Origin of the sequence: Streptoverticillium reticulum (genome assembly GCF_047456005.1) — a bacterium.
In the GTDB taxonomy this organism is placed as follows: Bacteria; Actinomycetota; Actinomycetes; order Streptomycetales; family Streptomycetaceae; genus Streptomyces; species Streptomyces reticulum.
In genome coordinates, this window is the sequence record NZ_CP179755.1 from 7,234,371 (window position 1) to 7,249,816 (window position 15,446).

At 73.8% G+C, this 15,446-nt stretch carries 12 protein-coding genes; 8 read left to right on the plus strand and 4 right to left on the minus strand.

Annotated features, from left to right (window positions below; translation table 11 throughout):
- Positions 1-123: 123 nt before the first annotated feature.
- Positions 124-1,728, minus strand: a complete 1,605-nt coding sequence (locus tag ACMATS_RS32975) for an acyl-CoA synthetase (RefSeq protein WP_414169973.1) — start codon at positions 1,726-1,728, stop codon at positions 124-126.
- A 124-nt stretch (positions 1,729-1,852) separates the two neighbouring features.
- Here ACMATS_RS32975 and ACMATS_RS32980 point away from each other — a divergent pair, with 124 nt between their 5' ends.
- From ACMATS_RS32980 to ACMATS_RS33005, 6 genes are all read left to right on the plus strand, one after another.
- On the plus strand, positions 1,853-2,662 hold the full coding sequence (locus ACMATS_RS32980; protein WP_414169974.1) for a crotonase/enoyl-CoA hydratase family protein: 810 nt from the start codon (positions 1,853-1,855) through the stop codon (positions 2,660-2,662).
- 255 nt (positions 2,663-2,917) lie between these two features.
- Positions 2,918-3,856, plus strand: coding sequence for a Zn-ribbon domain-containing OB-fold protein (locus ACMATS_RS32985; RefSeq protein ID WP_390775720.1), 939 nt, complete (start codon positions 2,918-2,920; stop codon positions 3,854-3,856).
- Positions 3,853-4,794, plus strand: a complete 942-nt coding sequence (locus ACMATS_RS32990; protein WP_391153248.1) for a lipid-transfer protein — start codon at positions 3,853-3,855, stop codon at positions 4,792-4,794. The genes ACMATS_RS32985 and ACMATS_RS32990 overlap by 4 nt, the downstream gene beginning before the upstream one ends.
- Entirely contained in the window at positions 4,791-5,966 is a 1,176-nt protein-coding gene (locus ACMATS_RS32995) for a thiolase domain-containing protein (RefSeq protein ID WP_414169975.1), read from the plus strand. The genes ACMATS_RS32990 and ACMATS_RS32995 overlap by 4 nt, the downstream gene beginning before the upstream one ends.
- An 84-nt stretch (positions 5,967-6,050) precedes the next feature.
- Positions 6,051-6,290: a DUF397 domain-containing protein gene (locus ACMATS_RS33000; protein WP_390775717.1), complete on the plus strand. Its 240-nt coding sequence runs from the start codon at positions 6,051-6,053 to the stop codon at positions 6,288-6,290.
- Positions 6,291-6,345: 55 nt separating this feature from the next.
- Entirely contained in the window at positions 6,346-6,846 is a 501-nt protein-coding gene (locus tag ACMATS_RS33005) for a hypothetical protein (protein WP_390775716.1), read from the plus strand.
- A gap of 74 nt (positions 6,847-6,920) precedes the next feature.
- On the opposite strand, the gene ACMATS_RS33010 is transcribed toward ACMATS_RS33005, so the two are convergent.
- Positions 6,921-8,930, minus strand: a complete 2,010-nt coding sequence (locus tag ACMATS_RS33010) for an N-acetylmuramoyl-L-alanine amidase (RefSeq protein WP_414169976.1) — start codon at positions 8,928-8,930, stop codon at positions 6,921-6,923.
- A gap of 448 nt (positions 8,931-9,378) precedes the next feature.
- Positions 9,379-10,482 carry an aminoglycoside phosphotransferase family protein gene (locus tag ACMATS_RS33015; RefSeq protein WP_336411021.1) on the minus strand — a complete coding sequence of 368 codons (1,104 nt, stop codon included), beginning with the start codon at positions 10,480-10,482 and terminating at the stop codon, positions 9,379-9,381.
- Between the two features lie 232 nt (positions 10,483-10,714).
- On the opposite strand from ACMATS_RS33015, the gene ACMATS_RS33020 reads away from it, so the two are divergent.
- Positions 10,715-12,205 (plus strand): hypothetical protein, encoded by a 1,491-nt coding sequence (locus ACMATS_RS33020; protein WP_391153241.1) that lies wholly within the window; start codon positions 10,715-10,717, stop codon positions 12,203-12,205.
- A 39-nt stretch (positions 12,206-12,244) separates the two neighbouring features.
- Here the strand turns inward: ACMATS_RS33020 and ACMATS_RS33025 are convergent, their stop codons facing one another.
- Entirely contained in the window at positions 12,245-13,663 is a 1,419-nt protein-coding gene (locus tag ACMATS_RS33025; RefSeq protein ID WP_414169977.1) for a PP2C family protein-serine/threonine phosphatase, read from the minus strand.
- Positions 13,664-13,998: 335 nt separating this feature from the next.
- Here ACMATS_RS33025 and ACMATS_RS33030 point away from each other — a divergent pair, with 335 nt between their 5' ends.
- A complete protein-coding gene (locus ACMATS_RS33030) occupies positions 13,999-15,426 on the plus strand; it encodes a HEAT repeat domain-containing protein (protein WP_414169978.1) in 1,428 nt (475 codons plus the stop codon).
- The last annotated feature ends 20 nt before the right edge of the window (positions 15,427-15,446 follow it).

Genomic DNA, 15,446 nt, shown 5'->3' on the forward strand with positions numbered 1-15,446 from the left:
TCCGGGGATGTGCCGACCGATCGTTCGGTCAAACCAAGCAGGCGGGGGCGGTGGGCGTCAAGGTGGGGCCTGGTCCTGCGGCTGCGGGCCGGCTGTGGCCGGTCGCCGCAGTTCCCCGCGCCCCTACGGGGCGCGCCCCTCACCCACCACCCCCCGCGCCCACCGGTAATCCGCCTTCCCGCTCGGCGAGCGTCGAATGCGATCGGCGAAGACCACCAGCCGCGGCACCTTGTATCCCGCCAGCCGTGCCCGGCAATGTGCCTGCAAGGCATCCCGCGTCGGCGGCTCGACCCCCGGGCGCAGCTGGACGACAGCCGCGACCCGTTCACCCCACCGCTCGTCCGGCGCCCCCGCCACCACCGCGTCGTACACGTCCGGGTGCGCCTTCAGGGCCTCCTCCACCTCCTCCGGGAACACCTTCTCTCCGCCCGTGTTGATGCACTGCGACCCGCGGCCGAGCACCGTGACGACGCCTTCCGCGTCGACCGTCGCCATGTCCCCGAGCAGCACCCACCGTTCCCCCTGTTCGCGGAAGAACGTTCGAGCAGTCAGCTCGGGGTCGTTGTAGTAGCCCAGAGGAACGTGCCCGCGCTGGGCGAGCCGTCCGGGTTGGCCCACGCCCACCGGGCGGTGCGTCTCCGGATCCACCACCGCCGTACGGTCGTTGACGCGGATCCGGAACCCCTTTCCGTCCTGCGTGGCCGTGCCGTTGAAGCCCGACTCGGACGAGCCGAAGTTGTTGAGCAGCAGCACCCAGGGCAGCAGGGCCGCGAACTCCTCGCGCACCGTGCGCGACAGCACCGCCCCCGAGCTGCTCACGCTCAGCAGCGACGAGCAGTCGGTGCCGCGTAGCGGACCCGCGAGCGCGTCCACCAGGGGGCGCAGCATGGCGTCGCCCACCAGCGACAGGCTGGTGACGCGCTCCTGTGCCACCGTCCGCAGAACGTCCTCCGGCACGAACTTGCGGCGGAGCACCGTCTTCTGGCCGAAGCCGAAGGAGATGAACGCGGTGAGCGTCGACGTGCCGTGCATCAGCGGCGCGGTGGGGAAGAAGACCAGGCCCTCCCCGCCCGCGGCCACCCGCTCCGCCAGCTCCTCCGGGCGCTTGACCGGCTCGCCCGTCGGTGCGCCGCCGCCGAGGCCGGAGAAGAACAGGTCCTCCTGCCGCCACACCACGCCCTTGGGCATGCCGGTGGTGCCGCCGGTGCAGATGATGAAGCGGTCGTCGCCGGAGCGGGACGGGAAGTCCCGCCCGGGGGAGCCGGACGCCTCGGCTTCCGTGAAGGGGACTGCGTTGATGCAGGGTTCCTCCGCAGTTCCCACCTGTACCAGGTGCCTCAGCATCCTCGTCCGCGGCAGCGCCTCCGCCACCCGCTCCGTGAACTCGGCGTCGAAGACCACCGCCACCAGGTCCGTGTCGCAGTACAGGCGGGCCAGCTCGTCCGCCACATAGCGGTAGTTGACATTGACCGGCACCGCCCGGATCTTCAGGCAGGCCAGCACGGTCTGCAGGTACTCGACGCCGTTGTAGAGATGGAGGCCCACGTGCTCGCCGGGCGCGATGCCGCTGTCGCGCAGGTGGTGGGCCAGCCGGTTGGCCGCCGCGTCGAGCTGCGCGTAGGTGAGCCGGCGTACGGCGCCGCCGGGCGGGCCGAGGTGGACGAGCGCCTCCCGCGCGGGCACCGTGTCGGCGACGGACTCGAAGAGATCGGCGAGGTTGTAGTCCACGGCGGCCATTAGAGCGCCGAGCCGGGGCGGCGGGAAGAGCCCGGCCCAAGAAAACTGACGGGTTGTCAGAAAACCCGTCGGCGACCCCTTGAACCGCCCCGCCCCCTCCTGCACCCTGTGCGGCATGGACGGCAACGGACACCTCACCGTGGAGCGCGTCGGCGCGACCCTCGTGCTCACCCTCGACCGGCCCGAGGCGAGGAACGCCCTCTCGCTGCCGATGCTGGCCGGCCTCCACGACGGCTGGCTCGCCGCCGACGCCGACGACGGCATCCGCTCGATCGTCCTCACCGGCGCGGGCGGCGCCTTCTGCTCCGGCATGGACCTCAAGGCCCTGGCCCGCTCGGGAGCCCCCGAGGGCGGCGACGACCCCCTGCGGGCCCGCTTCCGGGCCGACCCCGACCTGCACTGGAAGGCCATGCTCCGGCACCACCGGCCGCGCAAGCCCGTCATCGCCGCCGTCGAGGGCCCCTGCGTGGCGGGCGGCACCGAGATCCTCCAGGGCACCGACATCCGCATCGCCGGACAGAGCGCCGTCTTCGGCCTGTTCGAGGTCCGGCGCGGCCTCTTCCCTGTCGGCGGCTCCACCGTCCGCCTGCCCCGGCAGATCCCGCACACCCACGCCCTGGAGATGCTGCTCACCGGACGCCCGTACACCGCCACGGAGGCGGAGCGCATCGGGCTCATCGGGCACGTCGTCCCGGACGGCACCGCGCTGCAGAAGGCTCTGGAGACCGCCGAACTCATCAATGCCAACGCCCCGTTGGCGGTCGAGGCCGTGAAGGCCTGCGTGTACGAGACCGCCGGGATGAGCGAACCGGACGCCCTCGCGGCCGAGCTTGAACGGGGTATGCCGGTGTTCGGCACCGCCGACGCCAAGGAGGGTGCCCGTGCCTTTGCCGAGAAGCGGGTTGCCGTCTACCGGCGTGCCTAGGCCGTGTCCGGCGGGAGCGCCCCGTCAGGGGCGCGGGGCTGTGTCGATGTGCGGCTCCGCCGCGTGGGCGCGACCAGGCGCCCCGTAAGGGGCGCGGGGAACTGCGCGACAAGCCCCCACCGGCCTGCAGCCGACGTACCACCCCAGGGGTCCGGGGCGCAGCCCCGAGAACCTCGGCTGCAGGCGCGTTGTGGTTGCTCGCGCAGTTCCCCGCGCCCCTTCGGGGCGCGGTAGCCCCATTCAGGAGGTGACCCTTTGCTTTCCGCACCCCTCGTCGTCGAGTTCCCCTTCACCCGTTCCCTCGGGCCCGTGCAGAGTGCCTTTCTCACCGGATTGCGCGAACGCACCGTCCTCGGCGTGCGCACCGCCGACGGCCGTGTGCTCGTCCCTCCCGTCGAGTACGACCCCGCCACCGCCGAGGAACTCCGCGACCTCGTCCAGGTCGGCAGCACCGGCACCGTCACCACCTGGTCCTGGGACCCCGCCCCGCGCCCCAACCGGCCGCTGCGCACCCCCTTCGCCTGGGTGCTCGTCCGCCTCGACGGCGCCGACACCGCCCTGCTGCACGCCCTCGATGTCCCCGGGCCCGGGGCCGTGCGCACCGGCATGCGCGTCCGCATCCGCTGGGCGGCCGAGCGGACGGGTGCCATCACCGACATCGCCTGCTTCGAGCCCTACGAGGGCCCAGCGGAACGGCCTCACGTCACGCCGCACGACGGGCTGTTCGCCGACCCCGTCACCGGCATCACCACCCCCGCCCGCCTCGACTACACCTATACCCCCGGCCACGCCCAGAGCCGCCACCTCGACGCCCTCGCCCGGCACCGCATCACCGGCGAACGCTGCCCCGCCTGCCGCAAGGTGTACGTACCGCCCCGCGGCGTCTGCCCCACCTGCGGCACCGCCACCGCCGAAGAGGTCGAGGTCGGCCCCCGCGGCACCGTCACCACCTTCTGCGTGGTCAACATCAAGGCGCGGCACCTGGACATCGACGTGCCCTACGTCTACGCCCACATCGCGCTCGACGGCGCCGGCCTCGCCCTCCACGGACGCATCGCCGGGATCCCCTGCGAGCAGGTGCGCATGGGCCTGCGCGTCGAGCCCGTATGGACCGGCGACGGCCGCCACCCCGACCACTACCGGCCCGCCGGCGAGCCCGACGCCGCCTACGACACCTACAAGGACCTGCTGTGACCGGCCACTTGCGGGACATCGCCGTCGTCGCCTTCGCACAGAACGTGGCCCCCGAAGCAGGGCTGTCGGAGACCGAGATGCTGCTGCCCGTCCTCACCGACGCGCTCGCCCAGGCCGGACTGGAGCCCGGCGAGGCCGACTTCACCTGCTCGGGCTCCAGCGACTACCTCGCCGGCCGGCCCTTCTCCTTCACCATGGCCCTCGACGGCGTCGGCGCCTGGCCGCCCATCGCCGAGTCCCACGTGGAGGCCGACGGGGCCTGGGCCCTGTACGAGGCCTGGGTCAAACTGCTCACCGGAGAAGCGGACACCGCCCTCGTCTACGCCTACGGCAAGCCCACGGCCGGCGAGTTGGAGGACGTCCTCACCCGGCAGCTCGACCCGTACTTCGTGGCCCCGCTGTGGCCCGGACCGGCCGCCCTCGCCGGCCTCCAGGCACAGGCCCTCGCCGACGCGGGCGAAACCGTGCCCCCCGGGCCCGGCGGCAGGGTCGTCGACGGCGCCGCGGCCGTGGTGCTCGCCGCCGGGGACCTGGCCCGCGCGATGTGCGCACGCCCCGCCTGGATCCACGGCATCGACCACCGCATCGAGCCCCAGGCCCTGGGCGTGCGCGACCTCACGCGGTCGCCCTCCACCCGCCTCGCCGCCGAACGCGCCGGAGCCTTCGAGGCGCCCGTGGACACCGCCGAACTCCACGCGGCCCACCCCGCCCAGGAGGTGATCCTGCGCAGGGAGCTGCAGCTGACCGACGACGTCGTGGTCACCCCGTCCGGCGGCGCCCCGGCCGCCGACCCCGTCATGGCCACGGGCCTGATCCGCATCGGCGAGGCCGCGGACCGCATCCGGCGCGGCGAGTCGGACCGGGCCCTGGCCCACGCCACGTCGGGCCCGTGCCTGCAGCACAACCTCGTCGCCGTCCTGGAGGGGGAGCGACCGTGAGCGCCGTCCACAAGGAGCCCGTCGCCGTCGTCGGGATCGGCCAGACGAAGCACGCCGCCGCCCGCCGCGACGTCTCGATCGCCGGACTCGTCCGCGAGGCCGCCCGACGCGCCCTCGACGACGCCGAGTTGGACTGGTCCGACGTCGAGGCCGTCGTCCTCGGCAAGGCCCCCGACTTCTTCGAGGGCGTCATGATGCCCGAGCTCCACCTCGCCGACGCACTCGGCGCCACGGGCAAACCCGTGCTGCGGGTGCACACCGCAGGATCGGTCGGCGGCTCCACCGCCCTCGTCGCGGCGAACCTCGTCGCCGCCCGCCTCCACGGGACCGTCCTCGCCCTCGCCTTCGAGAAGCAGTCCGAGTCCAACGCCATGTGGGGCCTGTCGCTGCCCGTCCCCTTCCAGCCGCCCCTGCTCGCGGGCGCCGGAGGCTTCTTCGCCCCGCACGTCCGCGCCTACATCCGGCGCACCGGCGCACCGCCCGTCGTGGGCTCCCTGGTCGCGTACAAGGACCGTCGCAACGCCCTGAAGAACCCCTACGCCCACCTCCACGAGCACGGCATCACCCTGGAGAAGGTGCGCTCCTCGCCCATGCTGTGGGACCCCGTCCGCTACTCCGAGACCTGCCCCTCCTCCGACGGCGCCTGCGCCGTCGTCCTCACCGGCCGGGCCGGCGCGGCCCGTTCGCCGTACCCGCCCGCCTGGCTGCACGGCGGCGCCATGCGCAGCGAGCCGACGCTCTTCGCCGGCAAGGACTTCGTCTCGCCCCGCGCGGGCCGCGACTGCGCGGCCGACGTCTACTGCCAGGCCGGGATCACCGACCCGCGCCGCGAGATCGACGTGGCCGAACTGTACGTCCCCTTCAGCTGGTACGAGCCGATGTGGCTGGAGAACCTCGGCTTCGCCGCCGAGGGCGAGGGCTGGAAGCTCACCGAGTCCGGGGCGACCGCGCTCGACGGGGACCTGCCCGTCAACCCCTCCGGCGGCGTCCTGTCCACCAATCCCATCGGCGCCAGCGGCCTGATCCGCTTCGCGGAGGCGGCACTTCAGGTGCGGGGCAGGGCAGGGGAACACCAAGTGGACGGTGCTCGGCGGGCGTTGGGCCACGCCTACGGCGGCGGGGCACAGTTCTTCGCCATGTGGCTCGTGGGCGACCGGCCGCCCGACGCCTGACGGAACCCGTGCGGGCGGCCTGTGCGGCAGCGGCATCGCTCGCTAGGGTTGGGGCCGGGACGACGAGCTGGGAGGAGTGCGGACGTGGTTAACGGCACGACGGAAGCATGGGCGGGCGGAGCGGCTCCCGACCTCGACCTCGCCAACGCCACCTGGCAGACGAGCAGCCAGGGACGCACGAGCGGAGTGCAGGTCGCCTTCGTCGAGGGCTTCGTCGCCATGCGCAGCGGAGGCAACCCGGACGGCCCGAAGCTGATCTTCCCGCCGGGGGAGTGGCGCGCCTTCGTCCTCGGCGCCCGCGAGGGCGAGTTCGACCTCACCTGACGTACGCGGCAGTGCCCCGGCCTCCACGGCGTCGGCGCCCCCGTAGGATGGTGGCATGTCCTTCCTCCGCCGCCGCAGCGCCGCCACCCCCGCCGGGCCGGACTTCGACGTCCTCGCCATGGACCCGGGGGACTGGCCGGGCGATCTCGGGGCCGGGCTGCTGCCCGCGCCCGACGGGAGCTGCCAGGGCGTCTTCCTCCGCTACGACCTGTTCGGCGGACGCGGCCCCGCGATGATCATCGGCAACCTGCCCGAGGGCTCCCCGGCCCGGGAGCTCGCCGAGGGCCAGGTGCCCTTCGAGGTGGCCCAGCTGCTCGCGGCCCTGGGCAACGAGGAGCCGGTGGAGGTGCTGGAGAGCGAGGACGTCCCCGTGATGCACGAGGACAACCTCCTCATCGTGCGCCGGCTGAAGTGCTCCGAGGGCCGCATCTCCTGCACCCAGTTCGACCGCAGCGACGGCGTGCTCGTCACCATCGCCAGCTGGGACCGGCCGATCACCGACGACCTGTACCAGCTGCTCAAGCCGCTGCCCGCGGAGATGTTCCAGGCGGGCTGAGCCCCTTTTCCGACCGGACGGGAGCCCGGCACGGCGACGGCCGTGCCGGGCTCCCGTGCTGTCCGGGCGGGGGCTCAGCGGTTCGAGGGCCGGAGCGTGACGTCCGAGGCCTTGACGAAGGCCACCCGGTGCCCGAACTGGATCTCGTAGTAGACGTCCTTGCCGCGGATCACCTTGTGGCCCGCGGGTTCGAAGGTGGTCGCCCACAGGTACTCGCTCGGGGACCGCTGGCCCAGCACATAGGCCTGCCCGGCGGGGATCCTGTACGGCAGCGGCTCCACGGTCTGGACGGGGACGCCCTGCGGATAGGCCTCCTTCTCGGGGAAGGCCCGACCGTACACCGGGATCTCGTCCAGCCCCTCCCGCGGAGTGACGAACTCGCCGCTCGCGAACAGGGCCGTCGGCTGCCACCACGGGTTGTGGAACCAGGCCTTCTGCCCCAGGTACCAGACGGCCGTCCAGTCGCCCTGGCGGTCGGCCACGGCGAACTGCTGCCCGGTCGAGGCGCGGGCGCCCGTGTCGTTGACGTCGGTCGTGGACGGGGCGTCGCCGTGCAGCCCGACGTCCTGCACCAGCGGCGCCTTCTCGTCCGGTGCGGTGTGCAGCCGCACCGCGCCCGAGCCGTGCGGGGCGCAGGGCTCGCCGGGCTTGACGCAGCCGGTGTAGTCCGGGCGGTTCTCGTCGTAGTCCGGGTCGATGGTGACCATGCCGCTGAAGGGGCTCGCCGTGGTGCGGAAGCGCTTGCCCAGCAGACCGAAGTAGTGGTCCCAGTCCCAGTAGGGGCCGGGGTCGGTGTGCATGCCCTTGATCGTGGCCGCGGTGGTGCCGGGGACGTTGTCGTGCCCCAGGATGTGCTGGCGGTCCAGCGGGATGTCCAGCTTCCGGGCCAGGTAGCGCACCAGCTTGGCGGACGTCAGGTACATCTCCTCCGTGTACCAGGCGTCCGGCTGCGCCAGGAAGCCCTCGTGCTCGATGCCCACCGACTTGGCGTTCACGTACCAGTTGCCCGCGTGCCAGGCCACGTCCTTGGTCGGCACGTGCTGGGCGACGTGCCCGTCGTTGGAGCGCACCGTGTAGTTCCAGGAGACGTACGTCGGGTCCTGGACCAGCTTGACCGTGCCCTCCCAGGTGCCTTCGGTGTCGTGGACGACGATGAAGTCGACCTTCTGCGAGCCGGGCCGGTCGGCGACGTCGTGGTTGCCGTAGTCCTTGCCGTTGTCGAGCCTCTGGTACGGCGCGGGGATCGACTCGCAGGCCACCGAGCGGGGGCACTCCACCTGGTCGGCGTGGAGCAGGCCCGGCAGCCCGAGCCGGCCGAGCTGATCGGTGCGGGGGACGAGCCCGGGGACGCCGGGCAGGGAGACGGCCTGGCCCGCGTCGGTGGTGCGCTGCCGGCCACCGCGGATCGCATCGAAGACGTCGTCGGCGAAGGTGGCCGCCGTCGCCGAGTCGGTGGCGCCGGAGTACGCGGCCACCGCTCCGTACCACTCGGCCGGGCTGCCGCCGGCCGCCAGGCCCAGCCGCTTCTGCGCGTCGGCGAGCAGGGCCGCACCGCCCTGCAGATTGGCCGCGGTGCTGCTGCGCAGCTGTCCGGCGGGCAGTCCGGTGAGGGCGGCGGCGCGGGGCAGGGTGCGCAGCCGCGCGGGGAGCTCCGCCGGTACCGGGACGGACACGGGGACGGACATGCGGCCGGCGCGCGGCCGGTCGGATTCGCCGCGGGCGTCCCCGGCGGCCTCGTCCCGCCCGCCCGCGGCGGCCACGGCGGTGGCGGCGTCGGTCAGATGCATCGGGCCGTAGCCGCCGGTGACGCTGGGGGCCCCGGCGTGGGAGTCCCACCGCGACTCCAGATAGGCGACGCCGAGCAGGACGCTCTGCGGGACGTGGTACTTCGCGGCGGCCTCGGCGAACTCCCTTTGCAGGGAAGCGGACTGCAGCTGCTCGGCCGGCACCGCGGGGGCGGCTGCGACCACCGGGAGCAGCAGAGCGGCCGACGCGACTGCGCCGGCCGCCCGGAGTGTTCGGCGGCTTCTTCGGAACCCCCTGCGGGGCGCCTGTCGTGACCGGTGGTGCTGCGAGCCTCGCAATGCGGCCTCCTCTGGACGGACCGTGCCGTGCGCCGGAACCAGCAGACGCACGCGGACCGGGATGGAGCGAACCTACCAAGAGCCCTTGTGGGATCAGACGATCCGTCAATCAGACTGAAGGGGCCGCAATGCGCACGTCAACGTCCGCGCCAGGCGTTTCGCGGGCGGACCCGGAGGCCCGTCCGGACGGCCCTCACCCGGATTGGTGACGGCGGTCCGGTGCAGCCGACACGCCGAGGCGCCGCGCAGGGGGTGCGCGGCGCCCAGGGCCTGTCCGGCGGATCTTGCAGCGCCCCGTCAGGGGCGCGGGGAACTGCGCGACCAGCCCCCGCCAGCCCGCAGTCGACGCACCACCCCGGGGGCCCGGGGCGAAGCCCCGAGAACCTCGACTGCGGGCGCGTCGTGGTTGCTCGCGCAGTTCCCCGCGCCCCTGACGGGGCGCCAGGGCTCATCGGGTGCCGACGGCGGCCCTGACCGCACGCCTGGCCAGCGCGCAGTCGTCGTGCAGCCGGCGGAGCAGCAGGCGCTGTTCCTCGCCCGTCTCCGCACTGCCGGGGGCGGCCGGTTCGTGCAGGGCGCGCTGCACGGCCGTCTCGTACGTCCGGATCTCGCGGGTCAGCACCAGCATCAGGTTCACCAGGAAGGCGTCCCGGGACGTGGGTCCCGCGGCCTGGGCGTGCTGGCTGATCTGACGCCGTGCCACCGGGGCGTCCCCCAGCACCGCCCACAGCGTGGCCAGGTCGTACCCCGGGAGGTACCAGCCGGCGTGGTCCCAGTCGACGAGCACCGGACCGGCGGGGGAGAGCAGGACGTTGGAGAGCAGGGCATCACCGTGGCAGAACTGCCCCTGCACATGGGCCAGACCGTGCAGCAGCTTCTGCAGGTCGCCCATGTCCCGGTCGGTCAGCAGGCCCAGTTCGTGGTAACGGGCGATGCGCTTGCCGTAGTCGAGCGGCATGTCGAACATCCCGGCGGGCGGACGCCAGAGGTTGACCCGGCACACCGCGCCGAGCGCCGCCCTGACATCCGCGCGGGGGAGCGTGTCCACCGGGTGCCGCTGGACGGCGGCAGGGCGCCCGGGCATACGCTCGATGACCAGCGTGCAGTTGTCGGGGTCGGCGGCGATCAGCCGGGGAACCCGCACCGGGGGCCGGTGCCGCACGAAGGCCCGATATGTGGCTATTTCGTGCCGGAAGCGCTCGGCCCAGGACGGGGAGTGATCAAGTAAACACTTGGCCACGGCCGTCGTGCGTCCCGTAGTGCCGACCAGCAGGACCGAGCGGCCGCTGCGGCGCAGCACCTGAACGGGGTTGAACTCGGGGCAGATGCGATGCACCGAGGCGATCGCCGTGCGCAGCTGCGCGCCCTGAGGGCCGGACAAGTCGATTCTCCCGCTGAGGGGTTGGGCACCGAGCCCCGGGCCCCTCCGTGCCCGTCCGCCCCCGAACGCGGCCCCCACGGCGTGGGAGGGGTCGAGGTACGGGCCGCTGCCGCTCTGCTGGGGGCGGAGCGGCCGGGGCGGAGCGGACACGGAGGTCGATGCTGCATACATGGGCGGAACAGATCCCTTCGTGTCGGCGAATGCGGCGCTCCCGGTCCCCGGGCCGTCACGCACCCTGGGGAATGCGGTCCGGCAACCGGGCGGCCGGGGTTGCGCGTTTCTACATCACACCCGCGGCCCGGTGGCACACCATCTGGCGCACCCTGGCGAACCCTGGCGAATACTCGCCTGGCCCATGACGGGCCGATACCTTCAAGTCAGCCGAGGAACCTGGGGGCTTGACGTGACGAGGGAACCCAACACCCGCCTCATGGACCTGTTCGGCCTGGCCGGATGGTCCAAGGGCGAGCTCGCGAGACTTGTGAACCGGCAGGCGGCGGCCATGGGCCACCCGCAGCTGGCGACCGACACCTCGCGGGTGCGGCGCTGGATCGACATGGGGGAGTCCCCGCGCGATCCCGTGCCCAGGGTGCTGGCAGCCCTCTTCACCGAGCGTCTCGGCCGTGTCGTGACCATCGAGGACCTCGGCTTCGGCCGTCGCGGGCGGGCCGGCAGCAAGGTGCAGACACCGGACGGGCTGCCGTGGGCGCCCGAGCGGACGGCCGCGGTCCTCACCGAATTCACGGGAATGGACCTCATGCTCAACCGACGCGGCTTGGTGGGCGCGGGCGCCGTGCTCGCCGCAGGATCGGCACTCAGCAGTGCGATGCACGACTGGCTGCACACCGACCCCATCCTCGCCTCAGACGCCCCCCGATTCGACGACCCGTTGCGTGCGCACGCCGTGCACGCCGACCCCGCCGCCTTCGACCGCTACGAGGCGACGCCCGTGGGCTCCACGGAGATCGACGCCCTGGAGCACTCGGTCGAGGTCTTCCGCGCCTGGGACGCCTCCCGCGGCGGCGGCCTCCAGCGCAAGGCCGTGGTGGGCCAGCTCAACGAGGTGGGCGGCATGCTCCAGTACCACCACCCCGACCACCTCCAGCGCAGGCTCTGGGGAGTCGCCGCCAACCTGGCGGTGCTCGCCGGCTGGATGTCCCACGACGTGGGCCTGGAGCCCACCGCCCAGAAGTACTTCGTGATCGCCGCGCACGCGGCCCGCGAGGGCGGCGACCGGCCCCGGGCCGCGGAGGCGCTCTCCCGTGCCGCCCGCCAGATGGTGCACCTGGGCCGCCCGGACGACGCCCTGGACCTGATGAAGCTGGCCCAGTCCGGCTGCGGCGACGAGACCCTGCCGCGCACCCGCGCCATGTTCCACACCATCGAGGCCTGGGCGCAGGCCTCGAAGGGCCAGGGGCAGGCGATGCGCCGCACCCTGGGCAAGGCCGAGGACCTGTTCGTCTCCGACAAGGGCGATGTGCCGCCGCCGAGTTGGATGCAGCTGTTCAACGAGGCGGACATGCACGGCATGCAGGGGCTCGCCTACCGCACGCTCGCCGAGCACGAGCCGGGCGCGGCGGCCCCGGCCCAGCGGCACGCCAAGGAGGCGCTCGACCTGCGGGAGAACGGCCGCCAGCGCTCGCAGATCTTCGACCACATCTCGATCGCCTCGGCCTGCTTCATCGCGGGCGATCCCGAACAGGCCGACTGCTACGCCCGGCTGGCGCTGCTCACCATCGGCGACACGTCCTCGCACCGCACCTGGGACCGGCTGCGCGAGATGTACCGGCTCACCGGGAGGTACGCGGGCAGCTCGCGGATCGACGAGCTGCGGCAGGACCTCCGGCGGGTGATGCCCAAGCTTTCGGCGACGGGCCGGACGGCACCGGCGTGATCGCCCGCGGCTGCTGCCGCAGCCGCGGGCGGACCGGGCTCAGGAGCCGATGCGGGCGATCAGCACACAGCCGTCGTCCTCGCGCTCCGTGCCGCCGAACCTCTCCAGCACGGCCCGTACGCAGTCCTGGGCGGTGTGCGCCGCGGCGAAGCGCGGCGCCAGGTCCAGCAGCCGTCCGGCGTCGGGGGAGAGGCCCTCGGTGTGCAGGACGAGCACGTCGCCGGGCAGCAGCTCGTCCCGGACCTGGGCGTACTCGGCGTCTGCGACGGCGCCGAGCAGCACGCCCGCCGGCGTCCGGAGCGCCCGGCCCGTCCCGTCGCGGAAGAGCAGCGGGGCGGGGTGCCCGGCCTGGGACCACAGCAGGGTGCGGCTCCCGGGGTCGTAGCAGCAGCAGAGGGCGCTGCCCAGGGCGGGCTGGGCGGAGGCGTCGAGCAGGTGGTTGAGCCAGCCCATCAGGGGGCCCGGATCCGTCCCTGCGACGGCCATGCCGCGCACCGCGCCCAGCAGCATCGCCATGCCGGAGGTGGCGGCCACCCCGTGGCCGGTGAGCCCGCCGACGGTCAGCAGCGTCCGCCCGCCGGGCAGTTGCAGGGCGTCGAACCAGTCGCCGCCGACGAGGGTGCTCACGGCGGAAGGGAGGTAGTGCCCGGCGAGGTCGAGCACGCCCGCGGCCGACGGGCGGGCGGGGTCCGGACCGGGCGGGAGCAGCAGGGAGCCGCGCCACGACGGCAGCACGGCTTCCTGCAGCTCGACCGCGAGCCGGTGCTCGGTCTGCGCCCGGTGCCGCTGGTGCTGCAGCGAGTCACGGGTCTCGTGCATCGCCTTCCGGCAGCGCTGCAGTTCGCTGACGTCCCGGAGCACGGCCCACATGGAGGCCGTGCAGCCGTCGGCGTCCAGCACCGGCTCGCCCTTCATGTGCACCGTGCGCACGGCGCCGTCGCCGCGCACGATGCGGAACTCGCCGTCGATCGGCCTGCCGTCCACCAGGCAGTCGGTGACCATCGCGGTCAGCTGCGGCCTGTCCTCCTCCAGGAGCCAGGAGGGGAGCTCGTCGAGGGTCAGCGCGCCGTCCTCGGGGCTGCGTCCGAAGATCCGGTAGAGCTCGTCGGACCAGGTGGCCGCGTCGGTGAGGAGGTTCCACTCGGCGCTGCCCGCGCGGCCCGCCGGGCCCCGGGCCACCGGGCCGGCCGGCTCCCCGGCGGGTGCGGTGGCGGCGGGCGGGCCGTCGCGGAGCTGGTCCAGGTGCTCGCCCAGGTTGTCGGCGTGGTGCGCGGCGAGCTCGCACAGGGCGCGCTGCCAGCGCAGCCGCGGGTCGTCGGACCGCTCGGCGTCCGCCGCGGCCTCCCGGCGCACGGCGTCGATGCCCCCTCTGAGCCGCCGCGTCTGGGAGATGAGCGCGTCGACCGCGCCGTGCTCGGGGGACTCGGCGGAACGGTCCGCGGACACTGGGGACGGCATCTAGGACTCCGATACACGCGCGGCGGTGGCGCCGGCTCCGGGATACTCGGGTGGAGCGGCCGCTTCGACGACTGCTGTCACGACTCTTGCACAGGCAGCGACGGCCTGTAAGGGCTTTGGCAATACCCGATCCGGTGGTGCTGACGGCATATGCCGTGGACATGACCTTGACGTTTCCGGCACAGGTCGGCGGAACCGCCGCTTCCAGGTAGGCTGCGGGCGCCCGCGCCCCCGGTTTCCACAGTTCACCGGCATGGACGGGCGGACAGCGGCAAGAATGCCGTCCGGAAGGAAATCCCGTTGCCAGCCGACTCCCCGCACCGGATGCTGACCCCATGTTCGAGCCAGACATAGCGCCCAGCGGCACCCTGCTCGGCCTCCTCCAGCGAGGCCGCGGCGACGGGACCCTGCATGCCCTCGCGGCGCCGCGTGCGGAGGCGCTCGCGGTGTTGAACCACTGCGTGCTCCGCGACCCGCGGCGCGACTGGCAGCTGGAGAACCGCTCGCTCTACTACGCGCGCCTGTACCTGGACCTCGACGGCGGCCTCGGCGAGATAGAGCAGCACCTCTTCGACCCGGAGGACCTGACCGACCCCGCCGAGGAGCGCACCGGCCTGGCCCTCGCCGTCCTCGGCCACCTCGCTTCCTACGGCCGTGACGACGCCCTGCGGCTGCTGCGCCGCTACGCGGCCGACGGCGCCAACTGGTCGTGGGCCCTGGACGAGCTGGCCCTGCGCGACGACGACGCCGCCCTCGCGGCCCTCGGCGAGCGGGTCCTCGCCCGCTTCCCCCGCACCCCCGAGGGCGACGGCGCCCTCGCCGCCGCCGTCCGCGACGCCTTCGAGCCCCGCCCCTGGCGGCTGTGGGCCGACGAGCAGCACTCCCCGCGCACCGCGGCCCGGGTGCGCGCCGCGCAGGAGCAGGGCTCCTTCGACCGCTGGCAGCGCCAGCTGCGCCCGCAGGGCCCCCGGCCCGGCTGGAGCGTGCGCGAGGTGCTCGACTGGGCCCAGGAGGGCCTCGCCCAGCACCCCGCCCAGCTGCGCCACGTCCCGGCGACCCGCTGCCTCACCGCCGTGGCCGGCCCCGAGGACCGGCTGGAGATCATCGAGGCCGCCGCCTTCGGCGAGGGTGCCGCCCGCGCCACCGCGCTGCGCTACCTCGCCGAGCACGGCGACCCGCAGGCCCTCGACCTGGTCGAGGGCGCCGCCGCCGACCCCGACCCGCTGGTCGCCGAGGCCGCCGTCACCGCCTTCGAGCGCATGCGCGGCGCCGCCGCCCTGGAGCGCGCCCGCGCCTGGGTCCGGCGCGGCGACGCGCTGGGCGGCGCCGCGGCCGGGATGCTCGCCTGCCGGGGTGCGCAGTACGACGCCCCGCTCGTCCTCGACGCCCTGCGCCGCACCGTGCGGGCGGAGGGCTGCGACGCCCCCGTGCTGTGGGAGCTGGCCGACGGGGCCGGGCGGCTGCAGATCGCCTGCGCCGCGCCCGTCCTGCGGCACGTGTACCGCGAGACCGCCTCCTCGCACCTGCGCGGCCGCGCCGCCCGCGCCCTGGCCGCCACGGACCCGTCCTTCGCCGCGGGGTTCGCCGTCGAGTGCCTCTGGGACTGCGAGGAGACCACCCGCGAGCTGGCCGCGCACCACGCGACCACGGCCGATGCGCGGGTCGTCGAGCAGCTGCGCAGACTGGCCTCCGACCCGGCCGAGGAGGCCGAGGTGCAGACGGCGGTGCGCAGCCGCTTCGAGCCGGGCGCACCGACGGTCTGAGCCGCGGCGGCGGTTCCTAG

What these genes read in the sequence shown, in the direction of transcription:
- ACMATS_RS32980 (WP_414169974.1), top strand. Translation starts at nt 1,853, where the DNA reads ATGGACGGCAACGGACACCTCACCGTGGAGCGCGTCGGCGCGACCCTC.
- ACMATS_RS33005 (WP_390775716.1), top strand. Translation starts at nt 6,346, where the DNA reads ATGTCCTTCCTCCGCCGCCGCAGCGCCGCCACCCCCGCCGGGCCGGAC.
- ACMATS_RS33015 (WP_336411021.1), bottom strand. Translation starts at nt 10,482, where the DNA reads ATGTATGCAGCATCGACCTCCGTGTCCGCTCCGCCCCGGCCGCTCCGC.
- ACMATS_RS33025 (WP_414169977.1), bottom strand. Translation starts at nt 13,663, where the DNA reads ATGCCGTCCCCAGTGTCCGCGGACCGTTCCGCCGAGTCCCCCGAGCAC.
- ACMATS_RS33030 (WP_414169978.1), top strand. Translation starts at nt 13,999, where the DNA reads ATGTTCGAGCCAGACATAGCGCCCAGCGGCACCCTGCTCGGCCTCCTC.